The 22794-nt window shown below is 26.0% G+C and carries 24 protein-coding genes; 9 read left to right on the forward strand and 15 right to left on the reverse strand.

Translation table 11 applies throughout. From position 1 onward, the window contains the following. Nucleotides 1-333: 333 nt before the first annotated feature. The 11 genes from BHYOB78_RS08460 to galT all read right to left on the reverse strand — a co-directional run bounded on the left by BHYOB78_RS08460 (nucleotide 334) and on the right by galT (nucleotide 11027). Entirely contained in the window at nucleotides 334-1482 is a 1149-nt protein-coding gene (locus tag BHYOB78_RS08460; RefSeq protein WP_020063839.1) for a M20 metallopeptidase family protein, read from the reverse strand. A gap of 178 nt (nucleotides 1483-1660) precedes the next feature. After that, nucleotides 1661-2827 (reverse strand): cysteine desulfurase NifS, encoded by a 1167-nt coding sequence (gene nifS, locus BHYOB78_RS08465; protein ID WP_020063840.1) that lies wholly within the window; start codon nucleotides 2825-2827, stop codon nucleotides 1661-1663. Between the two features lie 18 nt (nucleotides 2828-2845). Further along, nucleotides 2846-3679, reverse strand: coding sequence for a Fe-S cluster assembly protein NifU (gene nifU, locus BHYOB78_RS08470; protein WP_012670355.1), 834 nt, complete (start codon nucleotides 3677-3679; stop codon nucleotides 2846-2848). A gap of 86 nt (nucleotides 3680-3765) precedes the next feature. After that, nucleotides 3766-3942, reverse strand: a complete 177-nt coding sequence (locus tag BHYOB78_RS08475; RefSeq protein WP_014487483.1) for a (2Fe-2S)-binding protein — start codon at nucleotides 3940-3942, stop codon at nucleotides 3766-3768. Between the two features lie 179 nt (nucleotides 3943-4121). Next, the gene (locus BHYOB78_RS08480) at nucleotides 4122-4574 is read right to left on the reverse strand and encodes a hypothetical protein (RefSeq protein WP_012670357.1); all 453 of its coding nucleotides are present in this window, start codon (nucleotides 4572-4574) and stop codon (nucleotides 4122-4124) included. Between the two features lie 79 nt (nucleotides 4575-4653). Continuing rightward, nucleotides 4654-5787, reverse strand: a complete 1134-nt coding sequence (locus BHYOB78_RS08485) for an MGDG synthase family glycosyltransferase (protein WP_012670358.1) — start codon at nucleotides 5785-5787, stop codon at nucleotides 4654-4656. 177 nt (nucleotides 5788-5964) lie between these two features. Then, nucleotides 5965-7629: a S1 RNA-binding domain-containing protein gene (locus tag BHYOB78_RS08490; RefSeq protein WP_012670359.1), complete on the reverse strand. Its 1665-nt coding sequence runs from the start codon at nucleotides 7627-7629 to the stop codon at nucleotides 5965-5967. Nucleotides 7630-7678: 49 nt separating this feature from the next. Continuing rightward, complete coding sequence (gene cmk / locus BHYOB78_RS08495; RefSeq protein WP_012670360.1) at nucleotides 7679-8350, reverse strand: (d)CMP kinase; 672 nt, start codon at nucleotides 8348-8350, stop codon at nucleotides 7679-7681. A gap of 137 nt (nucleotides 8351-8487) precedes the next feature. Beyond that, nucleotides 8488-8970 carry a hypothetical protein gene (locus BHYOB78_RS08500; protein WP_020063842.1) on the reverse strand — a complete coding sequence of 161 codons (483 nt, stop codon included), beginning with the start codon at nucleotides 8968-8970 and terminating at the stop codon, nucleotides 8488-8490. Between the two features lie 86 nt (nucleotides 8971-9056). Further along, a complete protein-coding gene (locus BHYOB78_RS08505) occupies nucleotides 9057-10049 on the reverse strand; it encodes a glycosyltransferase (protein WP_028331279.1) in 993 nt (330 codons plus the stop codon). A gap of 3 nt (nucleotides 10050-10052) precedes the next feature. Then, nucleotides 10053-11027, reverse strand: coding sequence for a galactose-1-phosphate uridylyltransferase (galT, locus tag BHYOB78_RS08510; RefSeq protein WP_012670363.1), 975 nt, complete (start codon nucleotides 11025-11027; stop codon nucleotides 10053-10055). Between the two features lie 352 nt (nucleotides 11028-11379). Between galT and BHYOB78_RS08515 the strand changes: the two genes are divergently transcribed. After that, the gene (locus BHYOB78_RS08515) at nucleotides 11380-12288 is read left to right on the forward strand and encodes a glycosyltransferase (protein WP_020063843.1); all 909 of its coding nucleotides are present in this window, start codon (nucleotides 11380-11382) and stop codon (nucleotides 12286-12288) included. 3 nt (nucleotides 12289-12291) lie between these two features. Further along, nucleotides 12292-13230: a hypothetical protein gene (locus BHYOB78_RS08520; RefSeq protein ID WP_020063844.1), complete on the forward strand. Its 939-nt coding sequence runs from the start codon at nucleotides 12292-12294 to the stop codon at nucleotides 13228-13230. A gap of 18 nt (nucleotides 13231-13248) precedes the next feature. Here BHYOB78_RS08520 and BHYOB78_RS13850 read toward each other — a convergent pair whose 3' ends face one another. Next, a complete protein-coding gene (locus BHYOB78_RS13850; RefSeq protein ID WP_020063845.1) occupies nucleotides 13249-13383 on the reverse strand; it encodes a hypothetical protein in 135 nt (44 codons plus the stop codon). A 77-nt stretch (nucleotides 13384-13460) separates the two neighbouring features. Between BHYOB78_RS13850 and BHYOB78_RS13440 the strand changes: the two genes are divergently transcribed. The 4 genes from BHYOB78_RS13440 (at nucleotide 13461) to BHYOB78_RS13445 (ending at nucleotide 16245) form a co-directional block, all read left to right on the forward strand. Further along, a complete protein-coding gene (locus tag BHYOB78_RS13440; protein ID WP_226989574.1) occupies nucleotides 13461-13787 on the forward strand; it encodes a glycosyltransferase in 327 nt (108 codons plus the stop codon). Nucleotides 13788-13815: 28 nt separating this feature from the next. Then, the gene (locus tag BHYOB78_RS08525; RefSeq protein ID WP_020063846.1) at nucleotides 13816-14844 is read left to right on the forward strand and encodes a glycosyltransferase family 8 protein; all 1029 of its coding nucleotides are present in this window, start codon (nucleotides 13816-13818) and stop codon (nucleotides 14842-14844) included. Between the two features lie 17 nt (nucleotides 14845-14861). Next, the gene (locus BHYOB78_RS08530) at nucleotides 14862-15683 is read left to right on the forward strand and encodes a 50S ribosomal protein L11 methyltransferase (protein ID WP_020063847.1); all 822 of its coding nucleotides are present in this window, start codon (nucleotides 14862-14864) and stop codon (nucleotides 15681-15683) included. 262 nt (nucleotides 15684-15945) lie between these two features. After that, nucleotides 15946-16245, forward strand: coding sequence for a glycosyltransferase (locus BHYOB78_RS13445; RefSeq protein WP_226989575.1), 300 nt, complete (start codon nucleotides 15946-15948; stop codon nucleotides 16243-16245). Between the two features lie 52 nt (nucleotides 16246-16297). On the opposite strand, the gene BHYOB78_RS08540 is transcribed toward BHYOB78_RS13445, so the two are convergent. After that, nucleotides 16298-17350 carry a glycosyltransferase family 2 protein gene (locus BHYOB78_RS08540; RefSeq protein ID WP_020063849.1) on the reverse strand — a complete coding sequence of 351 codons (1053 nt, stop codon included), beginning with the start codon at nucleotides 17348-17350 and terminating at the stop codon, nucleotides 16298-16300. A 438-nt stretch (nucleotides 17351-17788) separates the two neighbouring features. Here BHYOB78_RS08540 and BHYOB78_RS08545 point away from each other — a divergent pair, with 438 nt between their 5' ends. Both BHYOB78_RS08545 and BHYOB78_RS08550 read left to right on the forward strand, forming a co-directional pair. Further along, a complete protein-coding gene (locus BHYOB78_RS08545; RefSeq protein ID WP_020063850.1) occupies nucleotides 17789-18691 on the forward strand; it encodes a glycosyltransferase in 903 nt (300 codons plus the stop codon). Nucleotides 18692-18693: 2 nt separating this feature from the next. Next, on the forward strand, nucleotides 18694-19899 hold the full coding sequence (locus tag BHYOB78_RS08550; protein WP_038369820.1) for a glycosyltransferase: 1206 nt from the start codon (nucleotides 18694-18696) through the stop codon (nucleotides 19897-19899). Nucleotides 19900-19913: 14 nt separating this feature from the next. On the opposite strand, the gene BHYOB78_RS08555 is transcribed toward BHYOB78_RS08550, so the two are convergent. Next, nucleotides 19914-20771 carry an aldo/keto reductase gene (locus BHYOB78_RS08555; protein ID WP_020063852.1) on the reverse strand — a complete coding sequence of 286 codons (858 nt, stop codon included), beginning with the start codon at nucleotides 20769-20771 and terminating at the stop codon, nucleotides 19914-19916. A 28-nt stretch (nucleotides 20772-20799) separates the two neighbouring features. After that, nucleotides 20800-21837, reverse strand: coding sequence for a mechanosensitive ion channel family protein (locus BHYOB78_RS08560; protein ID WP_020063853.1), 1038 nt, complete (start codon nucleotides 21835-21837; stop codon nucleotides 20800-20802). A 129-nt stretch (nucleotides 21838-21966) separates the two neighbouring features. On the opposite strand from BHYOB78_RS08560, the gene BHYOB78_RS08565 reads away from it, so the two are divergent. Next, the gene (locus BHYOB78_RS08565) at nucleotides 21967-22728 is read left to right on the forward strand and encodes a hypothetical protein (protein ID WP_020063854.1); all 762 of its coding nucleotides are present in this window, start codon (nucleotides 21967-21969) and stop codon (nucleotides 22726-22728) included. Nucleotides 22729-22794 lie beyond the last annotated feature (66 nt).

Raw genomic sequence — 22794 nt, forward strand, 5'->3', positions numbered from 1 at the left:
AATTTTCAAGTTTGTTAAAAACATACTTTTAAATTTAGGTTATTTGTGGGGACTAGCCCCCACATCCCCAGTTCTTTTGCGACCGAAAAAAGTACCTTTAGGTATGACACAGGCGAAGCCCGCCTGCGGCGAGAACCAAAAAGACTGCATTTTGACTTAAATTTAGTAATTTATCTTACATGTAAAATATAATTAGTATGATTTAACACTAATTTTATATTCGCACTTTTTGGTTCTTTTTGCGGCGGGAAAAAGAACAACAAAAAATTGACAAAGTTAAAAATTTTTAGTATAAATTAAAAATAATATTTTTTAATTAATCAAATTTTATTATCATTTATTATTTTCTAAATATTTAATAGCCCATTCGCTCATCAAAACAGGAGGCTGATATAATTTTGATTCATCTATCTCAAATTTACTATTATGATGAGCTATATTCTTTTCTGTAGCAGTTGAAAATAATATAAAAGCTCCGTCAATCTTCTCTAAATAATCCGCAAAATCTTCACCAGCCATTGATAAACTATAATGAGATGCTTTTTTAAATCCAAGTTCATTACAAACTTCATTTAACTGTTCATATATTTTTTCATTATTAACAACAGGTGCACCTCTTCTTTTTATAACAACTTCAGCCTTAGCTCTGTTAGCTGCTGCAATTGATTCTGCCACCTCTTTTATTCTCTCTGTTATAAATGCTCTATTCTCTTCACTGAAAGTTCTGAAAGTACCTTCAATATTTACTTCAGTAGGTATAACATTATACTGAGTTCCGCCATGAATCATACATATAGATATTATTACAGGATCTGTTGCAAGTATCTCTCTGCTTTTGATATTATAAATACCCTGTACTATTTGGCTTGCTGTAAGCATAGGATCAATAGAAAGATGAGGATATGCTCCATGTGCACCTTTTCCTATAACTTTAATAAATACTCTGTCATTAGAAGCCATTAAAGGCCCTTCTTTCAATACAAACTCTCCGCTTGGTGTACCTGCTGCCAAAGTACCTATATGAGTACCTACTATAGCTTTAACTCCTTCAAGAAGTCCTGAATTAAGCATATTATGTGCACCAACTGCCAATTCTTCCGCAGCCTGAAATACCAATCTTACCTTTCCTTTCAATCTTGATTCATTTTCTTTTAAATAATGAGCAGCACCTAAAAGACATGCAGTATGTGCATCATGTCCGCATGCATGCATATTACCATTTTTAGAAGCGTATTCACATCCTGTTTCTTCCTGTATAGGCAAAGCGTCCATATCTGCTCTTATAGCAACTACATTATCACCGCTTCCTATATCGCAAACTAATCCGCTGTCAAGTGAAGATTCTTTATATGAAAGTCCTAATTCTTTTAATTTATTTATAACATAATTTTTTGTTTGAGGAAGTTCTGTACCAACTTCAGGAATTTGATGCAAATCTCTTCTCATAGAAACTATAATATCATTTAATTTTTTGTAATCCATTTTATCTGCCTTAATAATTATTTTTTATTAGTATATAGATATTAACTATTAAGTCAATAAGTAAAAAGTTTATTTTAATAAATAATAAAGAAATATATTTAGTACTATTTAAGACTAAGTATAAAATTAAAGCCTGCCATAAAATATGACAGGCTTTTTAATTTCAAAATATTAATTTTTAATTTCTATAAGGAGATATATCCCTTAATCTTTTAACAATCTTTTCTATAGCATCAGCAGTATACATTATTTCTTCCATAGTGTTGTCCAATGATAAAGAAAATCTTGTAGAACTATGTGCATATTCAAAAGGCACGCCCATAGCTTGAAGTACGGGGGAAGGTTCTAATGTACCAGATGAACAGGCACTTCCGCTTGAAGTACAAATTCCATATCCGTCTAATAAAAGAAGTATGGCTTCGCCTTCTATATTTTTAAAACTAATATTTGCTGTATTGCTTACTCTATTAGCACCTCTACCATTTATTTTAACATCAGTTATTCTTTTTAAAACTTCATCTTCTAAAGTATCTCTAAGTTTAGCTGTATGCTCCATAAACCTAGGAAGTTCTGCTTTAACCATAGAAGCAGCTTTACCCAAACCAATAATATAAGGCACATTCTCAGTACCGGCACGGCGTCCTCTTTCCTGATGGCCTCCTGTTTGAACAGTTCTTAATTTAGTACCCTTTTTGATATATAAAACTCCAATACCTTTAGGTGCATGTATTTTATGACCTGCTATTGTAAGCATATCAATATAAGGTTCATCTTTCATATTAAGAGGTAATTTACCTGCAGCCTGAACAGCATCAACATGGAATACTGCTCCTGCATTTTTTACTATCTGTCCTATCTCTTTTATAGGATAAATAACTCCTGTCTCATTATTGGCATACATTATAGATACTATAGCTGTATTTTCATTAATAGCATTTTTTAATTCGTCAATATTTATATTTCCGTCATTATCAACAGAAAGATAAGTAACTCTATAACCATGTCGCTCTAAAGATTTGCATGTCTCTATAACTGCCGGGTGTTCTATTTTTGTAGTTATAATATGATTCTTAGTAGGATATGCTTCTATAGTTCCTCTAATAGCCATATTATCTCCCTCACTTCCGCAAGAAACGAAACATACTTCTATAGGATCGCATCCAAGAAAATCAGCAACCTGTTCTCTTGCTTTCTCCATCTCCTTATGTACTGCTCCTGCCGGAGTATACATACTAGAAGGATTAAAGTATTGATCTTTGAAATAAGGAAGCATAGCCTCCAATACTTCAGGATATACTCTAGTTGTGGCATTATTATCCATATATATTATTTTTTTCTCTTCCATATATCAACTCCGTATCAATCAAACACCTACAACTTCTAAATCTTTAGAAACAAGTTCCTGCAATTTAGGCTCAACAAAACCTTTCAAAGTATTTTTTGAAGAAGCACAAGCTGAACAAGCTCCTTTAAACTCTATCATAACTTTATTACCGTCAACATCTACAAGTCTGCAGCTTCCGCCGTCCATTTTTAGCATAGGATTGATAACTCTCTCCAAAGCTTCTTCTATCTTCTTAATCTTCTGAACTGTAGTCATCGGAGCATTTTTAGCTTCTCTCTCCATATCTGCCAATTCTTCATTAAGAATATCTTCGATCTTAACCTTACAAGCTCCGCATCCGCCGCCAGCTTTAGTGTAGAAAGTAACTTCATCTACAGTTTTTAAGTTATTTTCTCTGATTGCTCTTTTTATTTTAGTATCTGTTATACCAAAACATTTACAAATAATAGCTCCTTCATCATGCTCATCATCTTCTGTAGCGATTCCTCTGTAATTGTTAATGGCTTTTTCTAAAGTTTCCATTCCCATAACAGAACAATGCATCTTCTCCTCAGGAAGACCTCCTAATTCCAAAGCTATATCTCTGTTAGTAATTTTTGAAGCTTCATCAAGAGTTTTACCCTTAATCATCTCCGTTAATATACTGCTGCTTGCTATAGCTGAAGCACAGCCAAATGTTTGAAATTTAGCATCTTCTATAACTTCAGTATCTTTATTTATTTTTAATGTTAATTTTAGTGCATCTCCGCACACGATACTTCCTGTCATAGCTTCTGCATCAGGGTTTTGTATTTCCCCTACATTTCTAGGATTAATAAAATGATCCTTTACTTTATCTGTATATTCCCACATGTTCCTACCTCCATCTAAGTTAATCATTTAATATAAATATATTAAATAATTTTGGGATATAAAAATAATATTTTTTATTTTTTAAATTATTTATTCATTTCATCTAATATTTGTTTTATAGCAACTTGACATCCGCCGCATCCAGTACCGGCTTTAGTTGCATTAGAAACTTCTTCTACTGTTTTTAATTTTTTTGATTTGATAGCATCTCTAATTTGATTCTCAGTTACTGCCATACAAAAACATATTGTCTTATCAGCCATTTTTAGATTCTCCTATTATCTAATTAATTTTAAGAAAATAGAAAAATATGAATATCACATTAATCTATTTTATAACCTTCCATTGTTAGAATATTATAACATTTTAATAAATAAATATCAAGCATATTTTATATATATAATTGATTTTTTAATATACGGGTATATATTGTATTTTTTAATTAATTTTGATTGACTGTTTCTATCAAAATTGCTTCTGATTTATTGCTTTCTATATTTTCCAAATCTATCATTCTGAAATTATCTCTGACAGCATAGAATCTTATATTAGCATTAGGAGGAAGATCATTATTTTTTTCATATAAAGATAATATTAAATCAAATTTCTGATAAGAATAATTTTCTTCAAGAATTTTTTTTAAAGACATAAACATTTTTAAAGAAAGATTAAGAACTTCTTTAACATTCAAACTATTTGAAATATATATCTCATTATTTTCCCATTCAAAATCTGTTAAATTTTTTCCAACAAAAGAAGTTCTGCATAAAGTACAGTCTGTTTCATTACTTATAACCCAATATTTTTCATTTTCAGAATTTTCTCTTTCAAATATAGAATAATAATTTTTTAATTCTATATTTGATAAATCTATATCAGAAATCAATTCTTTCATCTTTGCATTAGTAATCAATATATTAACCTCTTTAATTGATGAGATATTTTTTATATATTATTTTATTATAAAAAAGATTTTATTTATTTTCTGAGTCTTTATACAATTCATCAGCAATATATTTAACTATCTTTTCTCTTACATCTCTGCCGTAATAATCGAATTGCTTTTCTCTCATTTTTACTAGATTCTCTCTATTATTAGCAACAAGTAAATCTATTTTATTAAATATATCATCTGTAGAACTAGTATCATATCCTAAACCATTATTATCAATATATATAGGGTTTTCTTCTTCCTGACCAGGTAAAGCTCCCATAGATACAATAGGAATTAAACAGTTAATAGCTTCTATAATAGCTGTAGGACCTGATCTTGTTATTAATATATCATTCTCATGAAATAATCTAGGTAATTCTTGAGTGTATCCCATTATAATAGGTTTATTTTCTCTAGAAGAATAAACTTTGTTTAATTTATTAAATGTTTTTTCATTTCTTCCGCATACAACAGTTACTTCGCATTTATATCTTTCATATAAACCGTCTATTATATACATAAGTCTTTTAGTTCTTTCAGAATTATTAAGCAGAAGTATTTTCAATGTATTATTAATATTTGTATTTTTTATTACTTCTTCTTTAGTTTTATATAAAGCATTAAATCCTTCTCTAACAGGCAAGCCAAATGTAATAATTCTTTCTTTATCTACTCCATTTTTCATCATATATTCAGAAGCTTCATAAGAAGGGCTTATAATTTTATCAGCTCTGTTATCAAACCATAATTTGCTTATTGTAATTAAATCTGTTATTATAATAAAAAATTTTGTATTTATCTTTTTCTTTTTTAAAATACTTAGAAGGCTTCCGCTAAACATTGGGTGAACATTAACTATTATATCAGGTTTATATTCTTTTAAAAGCTTTAAAAATTTTCTTTTAACATGAATGGCATTATTTTTATTTATAATATCTCTATTTTTAAAAGAGAACCTAAAAATTTTATACCATAATTTAGGAGCATATTTTATACAGCTATTATAAAGTCTTTCAGCAGCCATAAGATCAGGACCGCCAAGTGTAAAGCCATTTACAACCTTACATTCTATTTCTTCTGAGTATAATGATTTGAAACCTTGTAAAAGTGAAGTGTGAACGCTTTTATGACCATGACCTGTATATTCTGATGATATAATAAGAATCTTTTTCATAATATACCTTCTAAAAATTAATATTACTTAGAATAATTAGTATGAATTATACTTTAATTAGTTCATTTGTCAATAAATATTTGAAATATTATTATATATAATAATATTAAAATCAATAAAAAATCCTAATACCATAAAGATATTAGGATTTTTTATTTCAAATAATTATTTATTTAATTAATTGTTTATATTGTCAAAAGGATTATAAGTCAAAGAAGTAGGCTCTGCTTTAGAAATATAATTTTGTGTTTCTTTCTTGTTTTGAGCTTCCATGTATTCTCTTCTTGACAATGAAATTCTTCTCTTGCTTTGATTAACTTCTCTTACAACAAAAGGATAAGTTTCTCCTACTTTAACTACTTCTTCTAAAGTACTTCCTTTAGGAATTTCAACTTGAGAAACATGCATATAACCTTCCAAATCATCTTCCAAAGAAACAATAGCACCAGAATCAACTATAGCTTTTACAGTACCATCAACTATAGAACCTTGAGGATGTGCTTTTTCAAATAATCTCCAAGGGCTGTCTTTAGTATGTTTATAGCTTAATTTAATTCTTTGTTTATCTCTGTCTATAGACATGATAACCATATTAACTTCTTCGCCTTCTTTTACATAATCTTTCATATTAACGATATTGTTTCTCCAATCAAAATCGCTTATATCACATATACCTTCCAAACCATTAGGAAGTTCAAATACAGCAAAGTTTTTAATGATTCTTTTTACTTTACATTTTACAGCAGATTTAACAGGGAAATCTTTTTCAACTGTATCCCAAGGATTTTCTTTAACTTGTTTTAATCCTAAAGTAAGTTTTCTCTCAGCAGCATTCATATCAAGTATTTTGCACTCTAAGAAAGCACCTTTTTTAACAAAATCACTAGGATTATTAACATGAGAATTCCAGCTTAAATCTGAAACATGAACAAGTCCTTCTATACCATCAGCAACTTTTACAAAAGCACCGAATTTTTTAACATTAGTAACTTCTCCATTGATAATATCGCCTATATGATATTGCTCTACAAATTTACCCCAAGGATCTTCATCCAATTGCTTAAGACCTAAATCAACTTTACGATTTTCTTTATCAATGTGAAGAACTTTGAACATTCTTTCTTCACCTTTTGATATTACAGACTTAGGATTTACAACTTTATCCCAAGACATATTAGGTATGGCAAGGAATCCATCAAAACCTGGTGTAATTTCAATAAAAGCACCGAATTTTTCAATATTTTTTACTTTACCATTGATTATATCATTTTCTTTAAGATTATTTAAGAATGTTTCTATTCCGGCATTTTGAGTTTCTTCTAATAATACTCTTCTAGAAACAACAACATCTCTTCCGTTTTTCTTGATTACTCTAAACTCATACTCTTTACCTATATAATCAGCTTCTTTAATTCCTCTTGCTAAATCTATTTGAGAAAAAGGACAGAATGCCTGATGTCCCATTATAGATACTTTAAATCCGCCTTTGATAACTTCTTTAACAACACCTGTAATTGCAGTATTATTTTTTACAGCATTATCTATTAATTCCTGAGATTTTCTCTTATCTATTTCACTCTTAGACAATATAACATAACCTTTATCATCTTCGCCTGAAACAATAGCTTCTATTTCCTCTCCAATAGTAGGTTCTTTATCAAATTCACTTCTTTTAATTTTACCTTCAGATTTAGAATCAAAATCTATAAAAACATCAGTATCATCAAACTGAACTACTTTGCCTTTAACGATTTTTCCTCGGCTTAAAAATGTATTATCACTTTCCTCTAAAGCCTTGCGAAATTCAATTTCATCATTTGATAAATTTTTATTATCTTCCATTGTTCCTTCTCCCTCCTGTACTTTGACAGGTTAAAAAATAATCTAATATTTAATTAGACTTTATATTAAAAATCACATTAGCGATTTTTTCAACCACTTCATCAATAGTCATACTTGTAGTGTCTATTATATTTGCATTTTCAGGCACCACCAATGGACTATCCTCTCTATTCGAGTCAAACTCATCTCTTTTTCTTATACTTTCCCTAACCTCTTCATAAGTAATATTTTTACCTTTAGATAATTCCTCATTATATCTTCTTTTAGCTCTTTCATCTAAAGATGCATCCATATAAAACTTATATTTGGAATTAGGAAATACTACACTGCCTATGTCTCTACCATCTACAACATAATTACCGCCTTCTGCTATTTTTCTTTGTAGAGATACCATATTCTGTCTTACAATGCTTATAGAAGAAACCTTAGAAACCAGATTAACAACTTCCATACTTCTTATAGCTTCTGTTACATCTTCATTATCTAAATATATTCTTCCATCATTATCAAAATTAATATTTAAATTATTAAGAGCTGATATGACTTCACTATTATTATTTATATCAATATTATGTTTTATCATATATAGGGTTACAGCTCTGTACATAGCACCTGTATCTAAGTATTTAAAAGATAATTTCTTCGCTAATAATTTAGCTATTGTACTTTTACCTGCCCCTGAAGGACCATCTAGAGTTATTATTTCGTATGTACTTGACACCTATAACCTTTTTAATTAATATAATTTTCTGTACAGTATATCATAAATAATTATAATTTGCAAATATTTATCTTAATAAAAAACAAACTTTATTAGATTTTTTAAATATTTTCTAATAAATAATTCATACTATAAAGCTAAAAATGGAAATAAATACCAAGCAATATATTTGTATCAGTATAAAATCTAGAATAAGATGCAGATAAATCTCTTATCATAGTATTGTAATTAATATTCATTGAACTTGAATATGTAAAAAAGGCTGATACCTTTCTATTGCCCAAAAAGTACCATTCTATAGTTTTTAAAGTTCTGAAAAAATTTAAATAACTTACAGAAGTTTCTACATTTTTATCATATCCCATAAACTCATATAAATTTAAAAATATTGATAATATAGGAATTTTACTTTGAACCATAAAAAAAGTACTTAATTTAGGAAAATCAATAGTGCTGAGATTAATAGAATAATCTTCAAAAACTAGATCATTTATATCTGTTATACCATCATTAACAGAAGTTATGCTATAAAAACTATCAGAAATCTTGACACTAGTAATACAATATAAATTAAATGAAAATATAAACAAAATACATAATATGTATTTATAAATATACATTTTTTACAAACCCTAATAATTCAACAAAATTAAATATACATTAAGGATATATAATATAATTATTTTTACAATATGTAAATATCAATTTATTCAAAAGATTTATATTTCTTTACAGAAAAATTAGCTACTCTCTTGAATTTAGTCATTATTCTAATAATTCCATAAAAAAATCCAAGACCATAAAAAAAATGTGTTATAAAAAACATAAAAGGATATACAAATATACCTCGAATTTTTGATATAATACCTTTATCAGAAAAAGAATATAAAATTCCTGCTAACGATGTCATTATTATGTAAACTAATAATGGAAGAAAATAAAATTTTAATACACTTAATTGAGAAAAATGATAAGCACATAATACTATAGGGGTTAAAATTACATAATTAGCAAATAATGAAGGCAATATAAATATTAAATTTTTAATATTAAAATCTCTAAATAATTGTTCAAATCTGCCCCTACCATAATTAAGCAGCATTTTTATATAAGATTTTAAATTTGATCTAGGAGGCCTTTGAACTATTATTTTAGGATTATATATTAATTTATAACCAAGGGATAATATTTTATCTATTAAAGCATTCTCTTCATTAGGGTATAAATTTTCATTGAAAAGTCCTGCCTCAAATAATACATTTCTCCTTACAAATAAATTGCAAAGTATAACATCTCGGTCGCTTCCTTCTTTTACATCATTATTATCAAATCTATATCTATTAGCTATAGGACCTACTGCATAATAGGCTCTCATACATCTATCTATATACATTTCAACCAAAGAATTAACTTGATGTACAGCAGGACCTCCTACTATCGCTATTTTTTCATCAGACTCAAATATGATACTAGCTTCCTTAATATTATCCGGACTTACAATAGAATCATTATCTATAAAATATATAATATCCCCTAAAGACTGCTTAATACATTCATTTCTCTGAACAGTAGGATGAGTTCCTTCTGCCTGAAAAATTTCAATATTCTCCTTAGGGTAATTAGATAGATATACCCCTTCTAAAGTCTTTTCTATGTTTTCACCAACTCGGTGCGGTATTATAATAGTAAATTTCAACAAATTCTACATTCCCATATATCTGATATATGCTGTTCTTAATTGAGCAGCCATTTCCTCAGGACTTGTAGGATTGCAAGGTGCCCAAGCTCCTGTTTCTGAAGAAGCATTGAATTTTTGTTTTTCTTTACTTCTCATAGGAGGGAAAAATTCTATATGATAATTCCATATATCACTGTAATTAAAACCATCATTTACAGGAGCACTATACATACACATCATATAAGGAAATTTCATATCGAATAATAAATCCAATGTAGAAGTAGCTTTTTTCAAGGCATCTGCTAGAGATAAACTTTCTTCTTTATTAAAATCAGTAATAGAATTTTTCTGTTTTTTAGACATTATCATTATACCATAAGGATATTCTGATGCAAAAGGCAAGAAACATATAAAATGATCATTTTCAAATATAACTCTCTTATTATATTCAATTTCCTGTTCAATCATATCTAAAAATAGATTTCTGCCATTAACACTATAATAACTAGAAGCCATCTCAATTTTTCTTTTAACTCTCAAAGGAATCCAACTGTAACCGTATATCTGTCCATGAGGATGAGGCATTGTTACACCAACTACCTCGCCTTTATTTTCAAATGGCATAATATATTTTATCTTTTTATTTTCTGATATAACTTTCATTCTTTCCTGCCATAAAGCCACTAATTTAGCAATATGATCTACAGGAAGCTCAGGTAAAGTAGTATTATGATCTGGAGAGTATAAAATAACCTCGCATTTACCTATAGATGGAGCTGTTCTAAACAATTTTCCATTATCAACTTCATCAGGATAAGGAGGTTCAAAAGATAAAGCAGGAAAGTCATTATCATAACAAAGAACCTCATAACTATCTGGTACTTTTCCGCTGCCAGGACAAAATGGGCAATAGTCTTTAGGCATCTGAGGACGTGCCTGCCTATGACTAGCTATCATAACATAATCTCCAAGCAATGGATTATAACGCAATTCTGCCATATTAATTCTCCTTAAATTTCATTTAATAAAAATATAGTTTTAATTTATAGGTATATTATATACCTTTTTTAATAATAAACAATATATAAAACAAGTATAATTCAAAAATATAAAATTATTATTTAATTGCTGATTTACTATATACTAAATAAATTTATTTTTATGTCTTTGTATATGTATAGATAGTTTTAGACTGATATTTTTATTATTGATAATAACTTTGTAAAATTACTTCTAAACATTAGAACTTATCATTTTATATTAAGTTTTAACAATAAAAATATAAAAATCGTTTATTTTTTATTATTATAATATATAATCTAATAATCAAAAAAATAGGAATATTATAATTATGAAAAAGAAAATTGCTCTGCTTTTATGCTCAACAGGAAATGAGGCATTCGCTGTTGGAAATATAATAATAGGAGCTAAAAAATACCTATTTCAAAATTTAAAAGATGAAGAATATGATATTATATTCTATACAAATAAATTAGAACAAAATGATGAAAAAGCTTTAAAAACAATTTTCCCTAGAATAATCATAAAAATATATGAATCCCCATTCTCCAAAAAGATGATGGAATTAAATGAATTAAATAATTTTAGCGTATTTACATATGCCAGATTTGAAGCTTTTAAATTGCTTGATGATTATCAAAAAATATTCTACGTTGATACTGATATTGTAATACAAAAAGATATTTCAGAAATACTTAATATTAATACAGAAATGGCTATATGTTATTTTACAAATGGAATGGCAGTATCAGGAAATTTTAATGAAGAAAATATTAATTTAGTAAAAAAATATGATTTAAATAAAGTATCAATAGCTGCCGCTGTTTTTTTAATAAATGATAATTTGAAAGATTATAATAAAATGTATAAATGGTGCTATGAAAAATCAGAAGAATATCAAACCAATGATCAATCAATACTTTGCCTTTTAATACAGGAATTCAATATAGAAGTTTATGATTTAACAGAAAGTTATGGAGCATATCCTAATTCAAATATAGCTAATGAAGCACATATAGTACATGCTATAGGACCTGCTAAATTTTGGAGAGGTACTTACAATAAATTCTGGGAAGAAAATAATAAAATATGGATAGAAGCCGGCGGAAATCAAACTTATGAAGAAAGCAATGCTAAAAGAAAAAAAATAGATAAAATTGTTTGGTGGATACCAACTTTCAAATTACGCGATAAAGTTAGAAGATATTTATTAAAAAAATCAGGATTAAGCGGAAGATAAAATATGTTTAATACTCCTATATTATTAATTATTTTTAAAAGAAAATATACTGCATTAAAAGTTTTAGATACAATAAGAAATGTAAAACCCAAAAAATTATATATAGCAGCTGATGGCTGGAGAAATGAAGAAGAAAAAACAAAATGTATTGATACAAGAGAAGCTGTATTAGAAGCTGTAGATTGGGAATGCGAAGTAAAAACTTTATTTCAAGATAAAAATTTAGGATGCTGTTATGGTCCTGTAAATGCTGTAAATTGGTTATTTGAAAATGAAGAACAAGGAATAATACTTGAAGATGATGTTATAGCTGAAACTTCTTTTTTTTATTATTGCGAGAAATTACTTAACTATTATAAAGATAATGAAAAAATTATGCATATTTCTGGTGATTCTCCTTTAGATAGGAAAGTTGGAGATGCTAGTTATTATTTTGCTACTGTTCAACATTGCTGGGGGTGGGCTACTTGGAAAAGAGCTTGGAAATATTTTGATGTAACTATGGAAAGTATAAATTTTGAAGATGTAAAAAAAACAATTAGAAAAAGATACAAAGATTTTAATATAAAAGATTACTGGCAAAGATGGTTTCCTAGAATAAAAAAAGAGCATTCTTCTGTATGGGATTATCAATGGACTTACTGTATTATCTCAAAAAATGGAATATGCATTAATCCAAGTATAAATTTAACTTCTAATATAGGATTTGGAGAAGATTCTACCCACACTACAAATGAAAATGATGAAAATATAAATAGTAAAACATACCCTATGGATACTGAAAATATTATTCATCCTAAAGAAATAAAATGTGATGAAAGAGCTGATTTTGAAATAGCTATTAAAAGATTTAATATAAAACCTTTCTCTTTAACATCTAATATAACCAGAGAAGTTAAAAGAATTATAAAACAAATAAAAAACTTATTTATCAAAAAATAATTTGCAAATTAATAAAATTTAATATATATTAATAAATATTATGAAAAATGTATACTGTAAAATATATCTTGTATCTATAACAAGCCAAGCCAAGCCAAGCCAAGCCAAGCCAAGCCAAGCCAAGCCAAGCCAAGCCAAGCCAAGCCAAGCCAAAAATTAAAAACATTAAATATATTACATTTATAATTTACATAAAATCATTACCAGCATACATAAAAATTAATATATACATATATCTATATAATAATTATATTTCATATTCAATATCAGCTGTTACATCAATTTTAGAAAATGAAAAATTAGTATTCAATTTAATAAATGCTGAAATAAAGAAAAAAATATTAGATATAAAAAATATAAAAGAATGCGAAATTAATTTTTATACTCCAGACATAAAAATGTACGATGAATGGTTTGAAAAATATTCTTGTAAAGCACATTTATCTGCGGCTATGTTTTACAGATTTTCAATATCAAATATCATACCATCTAATATATATAAAATATTATATTTAAATTCAGATTTAATAGTTACTGGAAGTTTAAAAGAATTATAAGTCAAATAAAATGGGATAATAAACATAAATGATTAAAATGAATATTTGCTTAGCATCTGATAACAATTATGCTCCGTATATGGGTACAGCTATTGCATCTATATTAAAAAATAGTTCAGAAGATGAAAAAATCATATTCCATTTAATAGATGGCGGAATAACTAAAGAAAATAAAGAAAAAATAATTTCATTAAAAAATATAAAAGAATGCGAAATTAATTTTTATACTCCAGACATAAAAATGTATGATGGATGGTTTGAAAAAACTTCTTGTAAAGCACATTTCTCTGCTGCAATGTTTTACAGACTTTCAATAGCAAGTATTATACCATCTAATATAGATAAAATATTATATTTAGATTCAGATTTAATAGCTACTGGAAGTTTAAAAGAATTATTTTTAATGGATATAGAAAATCATTATGCTATAGTTATTAAACATAGCACCAATGAAAAAAATAAATGGTCAATTGATGGTATAAATGATTATTTCAATTCTGGGGTATTATTAATTAACAATAAATTATGGATAAAAAATAATATAGAAGATCAATTTAACAAATTCTATAATAATAATTATAAAACTTGTTTTGGAGATCAAGATGTTTTAAATAATGTATTAATTGGAAAAGTAAAATATGCTGATATGCGATATAATGTTTATGCTGAAAAAGGATATTATAATACTGAAAATGATATAGAAAATCCTATTATTATACATTACCTTAGCCCTGAAAAGCCATGGAAAGAAAACTGTAGAGGAACATTATTCATAGATGAATTTTGGAGATACTATCAATATACACCTTGGTTTAGAGATGAGCCTATAACAGCTTTTCAAACTATATTAAAACAAAAATTTTATGATTATGATGATGTACGTTTAAAAGGAAACTGGATAAAACTATTTGGTATTTACAGCAGTGATAAAGTACTTCAAATAGTTATATTTGGAATACAAATTAATATATCTATAGATTATAAAAAAAGACGAGATTTAGGAAGACTCATACCAATAAAAAAATGGCGTGATAGATTCAGAGAAAAATTTAGATAATTAAAAAAGGAGTAAAAATGAATAAAATAATAAATGATATAGTTTGGTATATACCATTCAAAAAATTAAGAAATGCTTTAAGAAATTATTTAACTAAATTAGCAGAACCTCAACAAATAGAACATGAAGCTTTATTATATCTTTTTAAAAATAAAAATATGGAGTTGACAGTTCAATATTCAAATTTTCAAGGAATGAAATATATAGATACTACAAATTTCGGAGCTATATATCATAAACTATTAGGTTCATATGAAGAACCTATAGAAAATTGGATCTATGAAATAAAAAATAAAAATTATGATGTTATAATTGATATAGGATGTTCTGAAGGTTATTATGCTGTTGGATTTGCTTATAAAGGTTTTGCAAACAAAATCATAGCTTATGATATAGATACTAGTGCAATAAATATGGCTAAAAGATTACAATCTATAAATGAATTAAAATCAGAATTAATATTTATAAATTCAGAATGCACATTTAATGATATAGAAAATATAATTAAAGCATCAAAAAAAGTATTAATTTTCTGTGATATAGAAGGCGGAGAAGTATATCTTTTAGATAATGAAAAATGTAAAGCTTTAAATAAAGCAGATATAATATTAGAATCACATGATCTATTTTTTAATGAAAATAGATATGTAACAGAAACTATTAAAAAAAGATTTCAAAATACACATAAAATAGAAATGATACAAGATTATAAAAGAGATGAATCTAAATATCCTATTATCAAAGATTTAACAATAGAACAAAAATATAAGATATTGTATGAAAATAGAGGCGTAGACAATATGATATGGATGCGTTTAACTTCTGATGAACACTTATAAAAAATATACAAATAAATTCTTTATATTTCAAATACAAAACAATATTTTAAGAACAATATTATACTGAAACTTATATTATGATTGCAAATAATAAAATATAAAAAACATAAAGGTTTCAAGTTATGGAAAAGAAAAATTAGCAGTAGTTTTATGCTCAACATCCAACCAGATGTTTGCTGTTGGAAATGTACTAATAGGATTGAAAAAATATTTTTCATTATCTTAAAAAGATTATGATGTAATACTATATATAGGCGGTACTATAAATCCAAAAGATGAAAATGCTTTAAAACAAATATATAGAAATATCATAATAAACCATTATAAATCACCATTAGAAAAAAGTATGAAAAATGCTAACTGTACATTGATGTGGAGTTTAATGACTTTTGCTAGATATGAAATCTTTGACTTATTGAATAAATACAATAAAACACTTTATTTAGACACGGATGTACTAATACAAAAAGATATAATAAAATTATCAGATATAAATAAAGATATTTTCGTATACTATGCAAAATATATTAATATAAAAGTAAATATAGTCTTTTTAACATAAAACTCTAATTCTCAATATATATTTCTTAATATAATTAAATATAATAATTTTACTATAATATAATTGAGTTTTTTCTTAATTGTTTAAGTATAAATTGAGGAAATATTTTAGTAACAATTTTATATTTTAAAAATATATTTTCAAATTCTTTTATGCTTTTCTTATTAAGTAAACAATTATACATATTTTTTAACATTGTTATAACAGGACATACATTATTTCTATCTAATACAATATTTATCATATTATTAGAAAGTTCTCTATAAAATATTTCTTTATTCTCTATCTTATCATATAATTTATATAATTCTATAAGAAATCTATCCAAAGCATATCCTATATTTTGATAAGATTTTTCATAATATATATTAAATATTCTATCAAACATAGCAGTATAATTCTTTATATCGGCATATACAGAACGTTTTGAACGACCAGCAGAAGTTAAAATCTTTCTATCATAATATTTAGCATTATTATTGACTGACATATTTGGAGTATAAATAATACTTTCCAATAAAAATACTAAATCCTCAAAATAATTGGAATTAATAAATGTAATATTATTTTTTATTAAAAAATCCTTACGCCAAATTTTACCCCAAACTTCCCAAGGCCATAATTTATCACTATAAAGTCCTTTTTCAGAATATAAATAAAAATATGAAGGAAGAGTATAATCAATTACATAATCATCTTTTATATTACCATCAATGACAATATTATAATCCTCTTTTTCTCTAAATATAGTATTAGTATAAGATATATCAGAATTATATTTTTTAGAAGTAGAAAATAAATCATATAAAAAATTTGGGGAATAGAAATCGTCATTATCTATAAATGCCAAATACTCACCTACAGCTTTTTTTATACCAATATTTCTATTTTTGCCTATCCCTTGGTTTGTTTCATTTCTTAAAACAACTATTCTATTATCTATTTTTTTATACCTTTCTAATATTGAATGGCTGTTATCTGTAGAACAATCATCTATACAAATTATTTCTATTTCTTTTAAAGTTTGATTTATTACACTGTCAAGACATTTTTCAATGTATTTTTCAGCATTGTATACTGGTATTATCACACTCACTTTTATCATAATTTTACACCGTTAATATTTTAAAACAAAATATGATAAACCTATTAAGATTAATAGGTATATGTGAGTAATATTTTTTAAAACTATTGCTTGCTTGCTTGCTTGCTTGCTTGCTTGCTTGCTTGCTTGCTTGCTTGCTTGCTTGCTTTTAATGATAAAAAGCTATTAAATAAATGACAGACATAATTAATCATATATAATATTATACATTATAATTATAAAAAAACAAGCAGAGTCTATTTTACAATATAATTTATAAATTCTCATTTAATTTAACTTAAAAATAACAATATATAAAAATACTTGATGTTATTTAAATATATTTTATAATATAATGAATATTTGGAAAATTAAAATGAATCATCAATATAAAAATTACAACATAAATCTAGTTATTATTTTTAATGATATAATATAATTTCATTTTCGGAGAATAATATGTCAAATATTTATAATATAAAAAAGTTAGCAGTAGTTTTATGTTCAACTTCAAATCAGATGTTTGCACTTGGTAATACACTAATAGGTCTAAAAAAACATTTTTCAATGCAAGAAAATGAATATGATATAATAATTTATACTGATGTAAAAATAAATATAAAAGATGAAAATGCATTAAAAAAGATATATCCAAATATTATTATAAATATATTTAATTTTGAAAATAAATTTACTAAATCTTTCCTTAGCTCTGAAAATGTATCATATTATTCAATAATGGCATATTCCAGATATGAGATATTTACTTTTTTGAATAAATATGAACAAATATTGTATATTGATACTGATATTTTAATACAAAAAGATATAATTCAATTTACATCTATGAAAGATAAAAATATATATGCATGTAAATATAAAGATATACTTAAAGATAATAAGTTAAAATATTCTGAATCTTTCAACTCAGGTATGATGTTATTTAATAGTAATATTGAAAATGCAGATAAAATATACAATGAATTATATAGGTACTCTATTGAAAGTCTTAATGCTGATGAGGTAGTTTTAAATACTGTATTAGCTAAATTTAATGTAACTTTTGGATATTTAGATAGCAGATATAATTGTTTTAATGTAAGTGATATTGAATCACAAAAAAATGCGTATATAATACATGCTTCCGGAAGTAATAAATTTTGGGATTTAGAAAATAATGATGAATGGAACGAAAATAATAAAAAATGGATTGAACTTGGTGGAATAAAATACGACAAAGAATTGATTAATAAAAAAAAGAAACTTATAGAAAAACTTTTATGGTTTATACCTAGTATAAAATTAAGAAGTAAACTAAAAGTGAAATTGGGTAAAAAATTTGGATTTAGATGGACTTTATAATTATGTATAGTGTATGTCAATGTGAAGAATGTAAAAGCGGTAAATATAATCCTTTAGATTATATTATAAAAGATGAAGATATTAAAAAGTTAGATGAAGAAAGACCATTAGGAATATCTGGTCATTTAAGAGTAAAAAATGAATCTATGTCTATCGCTCAATCTATAGATTCATGTATAGATGCTTTAGATGAACTTATAATAACATATAATACATCAGAAGATAATACAGAAGAAATTTTAAAAGAATATCAAAAAAAATATCCTGACAAAATAAGACTTTATCATTATCAACCTAATATTATTAATTATATATCTACAAAAGAAGAATTAGAAGAATTTAAATCAAAAAATATGTCATATGAAACAAACAGTATACATAGTTTAGCTAATTATTATAATTTTGGATATACAAAAATTAAATACCAATATTATATGAAAATAGATGCTGATCAAATTTATTTTACAGAAAAATTATTGGAAACAAGAAAAGCATTACTTTATAATTTATATAATATAAAAGAAATACCAAATATAAAAGAAATATTAAAATATATCAACTATATTTCATTTATGGAAAAAATAGCTTGGATTATACCATTGAAATCTTTAAGAGAAAAATTTAGATTTTGGTATAAAGCAAAATTATATAGAAATATTATTACTAATTTAGGTACTTTTGAACTTGTTATTTTACATAAATTAAAGAATAATAATAAATGTTCTTTTGTATTAGGAGGAATAGAAAGCATATTATATGATGATAAAATTAGTGTTGTATTCAGAGATTTGAATATAAATAAAAAAAGAATGGATATAAAGATCTTTATGGGATGTGTAGGAGACCATACTATATGGATGCCTACTTCAAAAGAAAAATACTATACAGTTAATGGATCTCCATCAGAAGGAATATCTACTAATGGGTTTATTTCAGAAATAGGTTTGTATTGGGTGCATGTAGGATTGATAAAAAGAAAAAAATATATTGATGATAGAAATTTAGTAGTACCATTGGAAAATATTAATAAGATAAACTACAATGATATAAAAAAATTTCATTTTGATGCCATAAATGAAAACACATCTAGAACAATTTCATATTGGGCTAAAACATTTTTAGATTATGATAAAAAATATATAACCAAATACTTTATCGATAAATATTTTAATGATATTTTAGAGTATGCATTAAAAAATTATAAATGACAAAAATACTTACTCTATACTATATCCAAAGGAATCTTTTTATCAGGCTTAGGAAATTCTTTGTTAAGCATTTCTATATCTTCATCTGTTAATACAATATTCTGACTCAAAATATTCTCAGAAAGACGTCTTCTGCTCACACTTTTAGGAATAGGTATATAATTAGCAACTTGCATAATAAATGCCAATGCTATTTGAGCAGCCGATGCATTATGTTTCTTAGCTATTTCAAGAACCGTATTATTTCTAAAAATATTTTTGCTTAGCTCCCCTGCTCTTCCTAAAGGGCAATAAGCCATTAATGCTATATTTCTCTTTTTCATATATGGAGCCAAATCAAATTCAACACCCCTAGAACCTAAATAATATAATACCTGATTAAGAACACATTTATCTCCGTCTTTTAATAATTCAAGTTCCTTCATATCATCTGTATCAAAATTTGAAACACCCCAATCTTTTATTAGTCCTTCCTTTTTAGCTTCTTCCATACATTCAACAGTTTCACTTAAAGGTATTCTTCCTCTCCAATGAAGCAAATACATATCTAAATAATCTAATCCCAAACGTTTCAATGATTCTTTTAAACTGTCAAATATTTTATTTCTTCCAGCATTATGTGGATATACTTTAGAAACTATAAAAATCTCATCTCTATTTATATTAACTGTTTTTAAAGCCTCTCCTATTATTATTTCAGCCTCGCCATTTCCATACATTTCAGCAGTATCTATTAACCTCACACCATTATTCAAAGCAAATACTATAGATCTTATTTCTTTCTCTTTTTTCTCTTCATTCTCTCCCAATCCCCAAGTTCCTATACCAAATTTAGGTATTTTATTATTAGATTTTAATAATGTATAATCCATAAATAATCCTTAAAAATTATTTTATTTATTATTCTTTACTTATATATAAAGTCCTAGAAGGGAAAGCAAATCCAACACCTAATTTATTAAACTCATCTATTATTTTATAATTAATATCCTCTACTATTTTAACAAATTCTGCATAATCAGGTATAGTTACATGATATATAACCTCAAAATTAAGAGAAGAATCAGCAAATTCTATAAATCTTGCACTATAAAATTCTGTATTATTAGTACTTTCTATTACTGACTGTATGATACTAGGTATAACTTTTAATTTTTCTAATGGAGTAGAATATTCAACACCTAATACCATGTACTGTCTTCTCTTTTCTAATATTCTATAATTTTGTATTCTTGAAGAAAGAAGATTAGTATTTGATATTAAAAGCTGCTCTCCTGTATTTCTTCTTATACGAGTAGATTTTATACCAATATATTCAACAACACCTTTATCTGCATCTACTTGTATGAAATCACCTTTCAAAAAAGGCTTATCAAATACTATAACGAAATAATTGAAAAGATCAGCTATTATACTCTGTGCAGCAAAAGCTACAGCTACACCTCCTACCCCAAGTCCTGTTATAAAAGTATTAACATTAACACCCAAATTTGAAAGTATAGTTAAAAATCCTATTACCCATACCAACACTTTTAATATTGTAACAATACCATCAGATATAACAACATCTTTTTTCTTTGACAAATAATTATTAGTAAAATTAGTAATCACATCGCATATAAACAATGTACTAAAAACTATTATAAAAACTACAACTACTTTTCCAAAATATCCGCTGGCTTCTTTTGGGAGATTAAGTCCTATTCTTGCTATTGCTAATGAAGATATAAATATAATCGGTTTTGTTCTGCTTTTAATACTCTTTGTTAAATCTACAACAAAAGGACTTTGAAATCTAGTATTTAATTTTAATAAAATTTTTAATAGAAATATTAATGCTAAACGCATAGAAACTATACTAATAATTAATATTCCTATGGCTATTAAATACTGAAATAATGTATTATTCCAAAACACTGTATCTTTAAGATATTGCATGTATTCTCCAATATTACTAATTTTAATTATATTAATTTTACTATATAATATTAATTTTTCAAATATAATTTGACATAAAATGAATAGTATATTAGTATTATAACAATAAAAAAATAATGGAGTCAAATAATGAAACAAATTATTAGTATTATTATCGTATCTATTTTATTTATCGCTTGCGGAGGTCAAAAAACAGAAACTGCTGCACCTGCTGACACAAATACAAATGCTGCATCAACAGAAGCTGGAACATTAACAATAGATTTCCAAGCTATTATAGGAGATACAAATAACAATGTAATAAGCAGTAATTCATATTTAAAAGTAACAGGTACTTACGGTGATATAGACGGAAAAATAGATGCTACTACAGCTGCCTCTACTCCTTCTAGAACACCTGATCTATTAAACAAATACAGATCAACAGATAATAATGTATTAAATAATAGAATGGAAGTAAGTATGGGACAGTTTTTACTATTCGGTACTGCTAATGCTGCTAGATATATAGATGACGGTATGTCTGGTTCTGGAATAGCTCAAAGAACTGTTGAAGGAAAAACAGGTCCTAAAGTTACAGGTACAGGCATTACAAAAGGAGATGACGGAGTTATAACAATAAGATTTGTACATGCTGGCGGTAAAACAGTAGATCCTTATGTTTTCGAAATGAAATCAGATGCTAATGGAATTTTCAAAATAGGCGGCGGCACTGAAAACTTTAAAAGAACTGAAGCTGTAGTTACAAATGATTTTGATTTCAATACTGATGCTGCTTCTTTAATAGTTGATAAAGCTAAAGAAGGTACTCCTTATTGGAAAGGAGATTTACAAGCTACTTTTGAAAATAATATAATCAAAATTACAGGTACTTTAACTGAAACAAAATAATATTTATTTAATATGAATTATAAAAGAGCATGGTATTTTTACTATGCTCTTTATTTTTAAAATAAT

Origin of the sequence: Brachyspira hyodysenteriae ATCC 27164 (assembly GCF_001676785.2) — a bacterium.
Classification (GTDB): domain Bacteria; phylum Spirochaetota; class Brachyspiria; order Brachyspirales; family Brachyspiraceae; genus Brachyspira; species Brachyspira hyodysenteriae.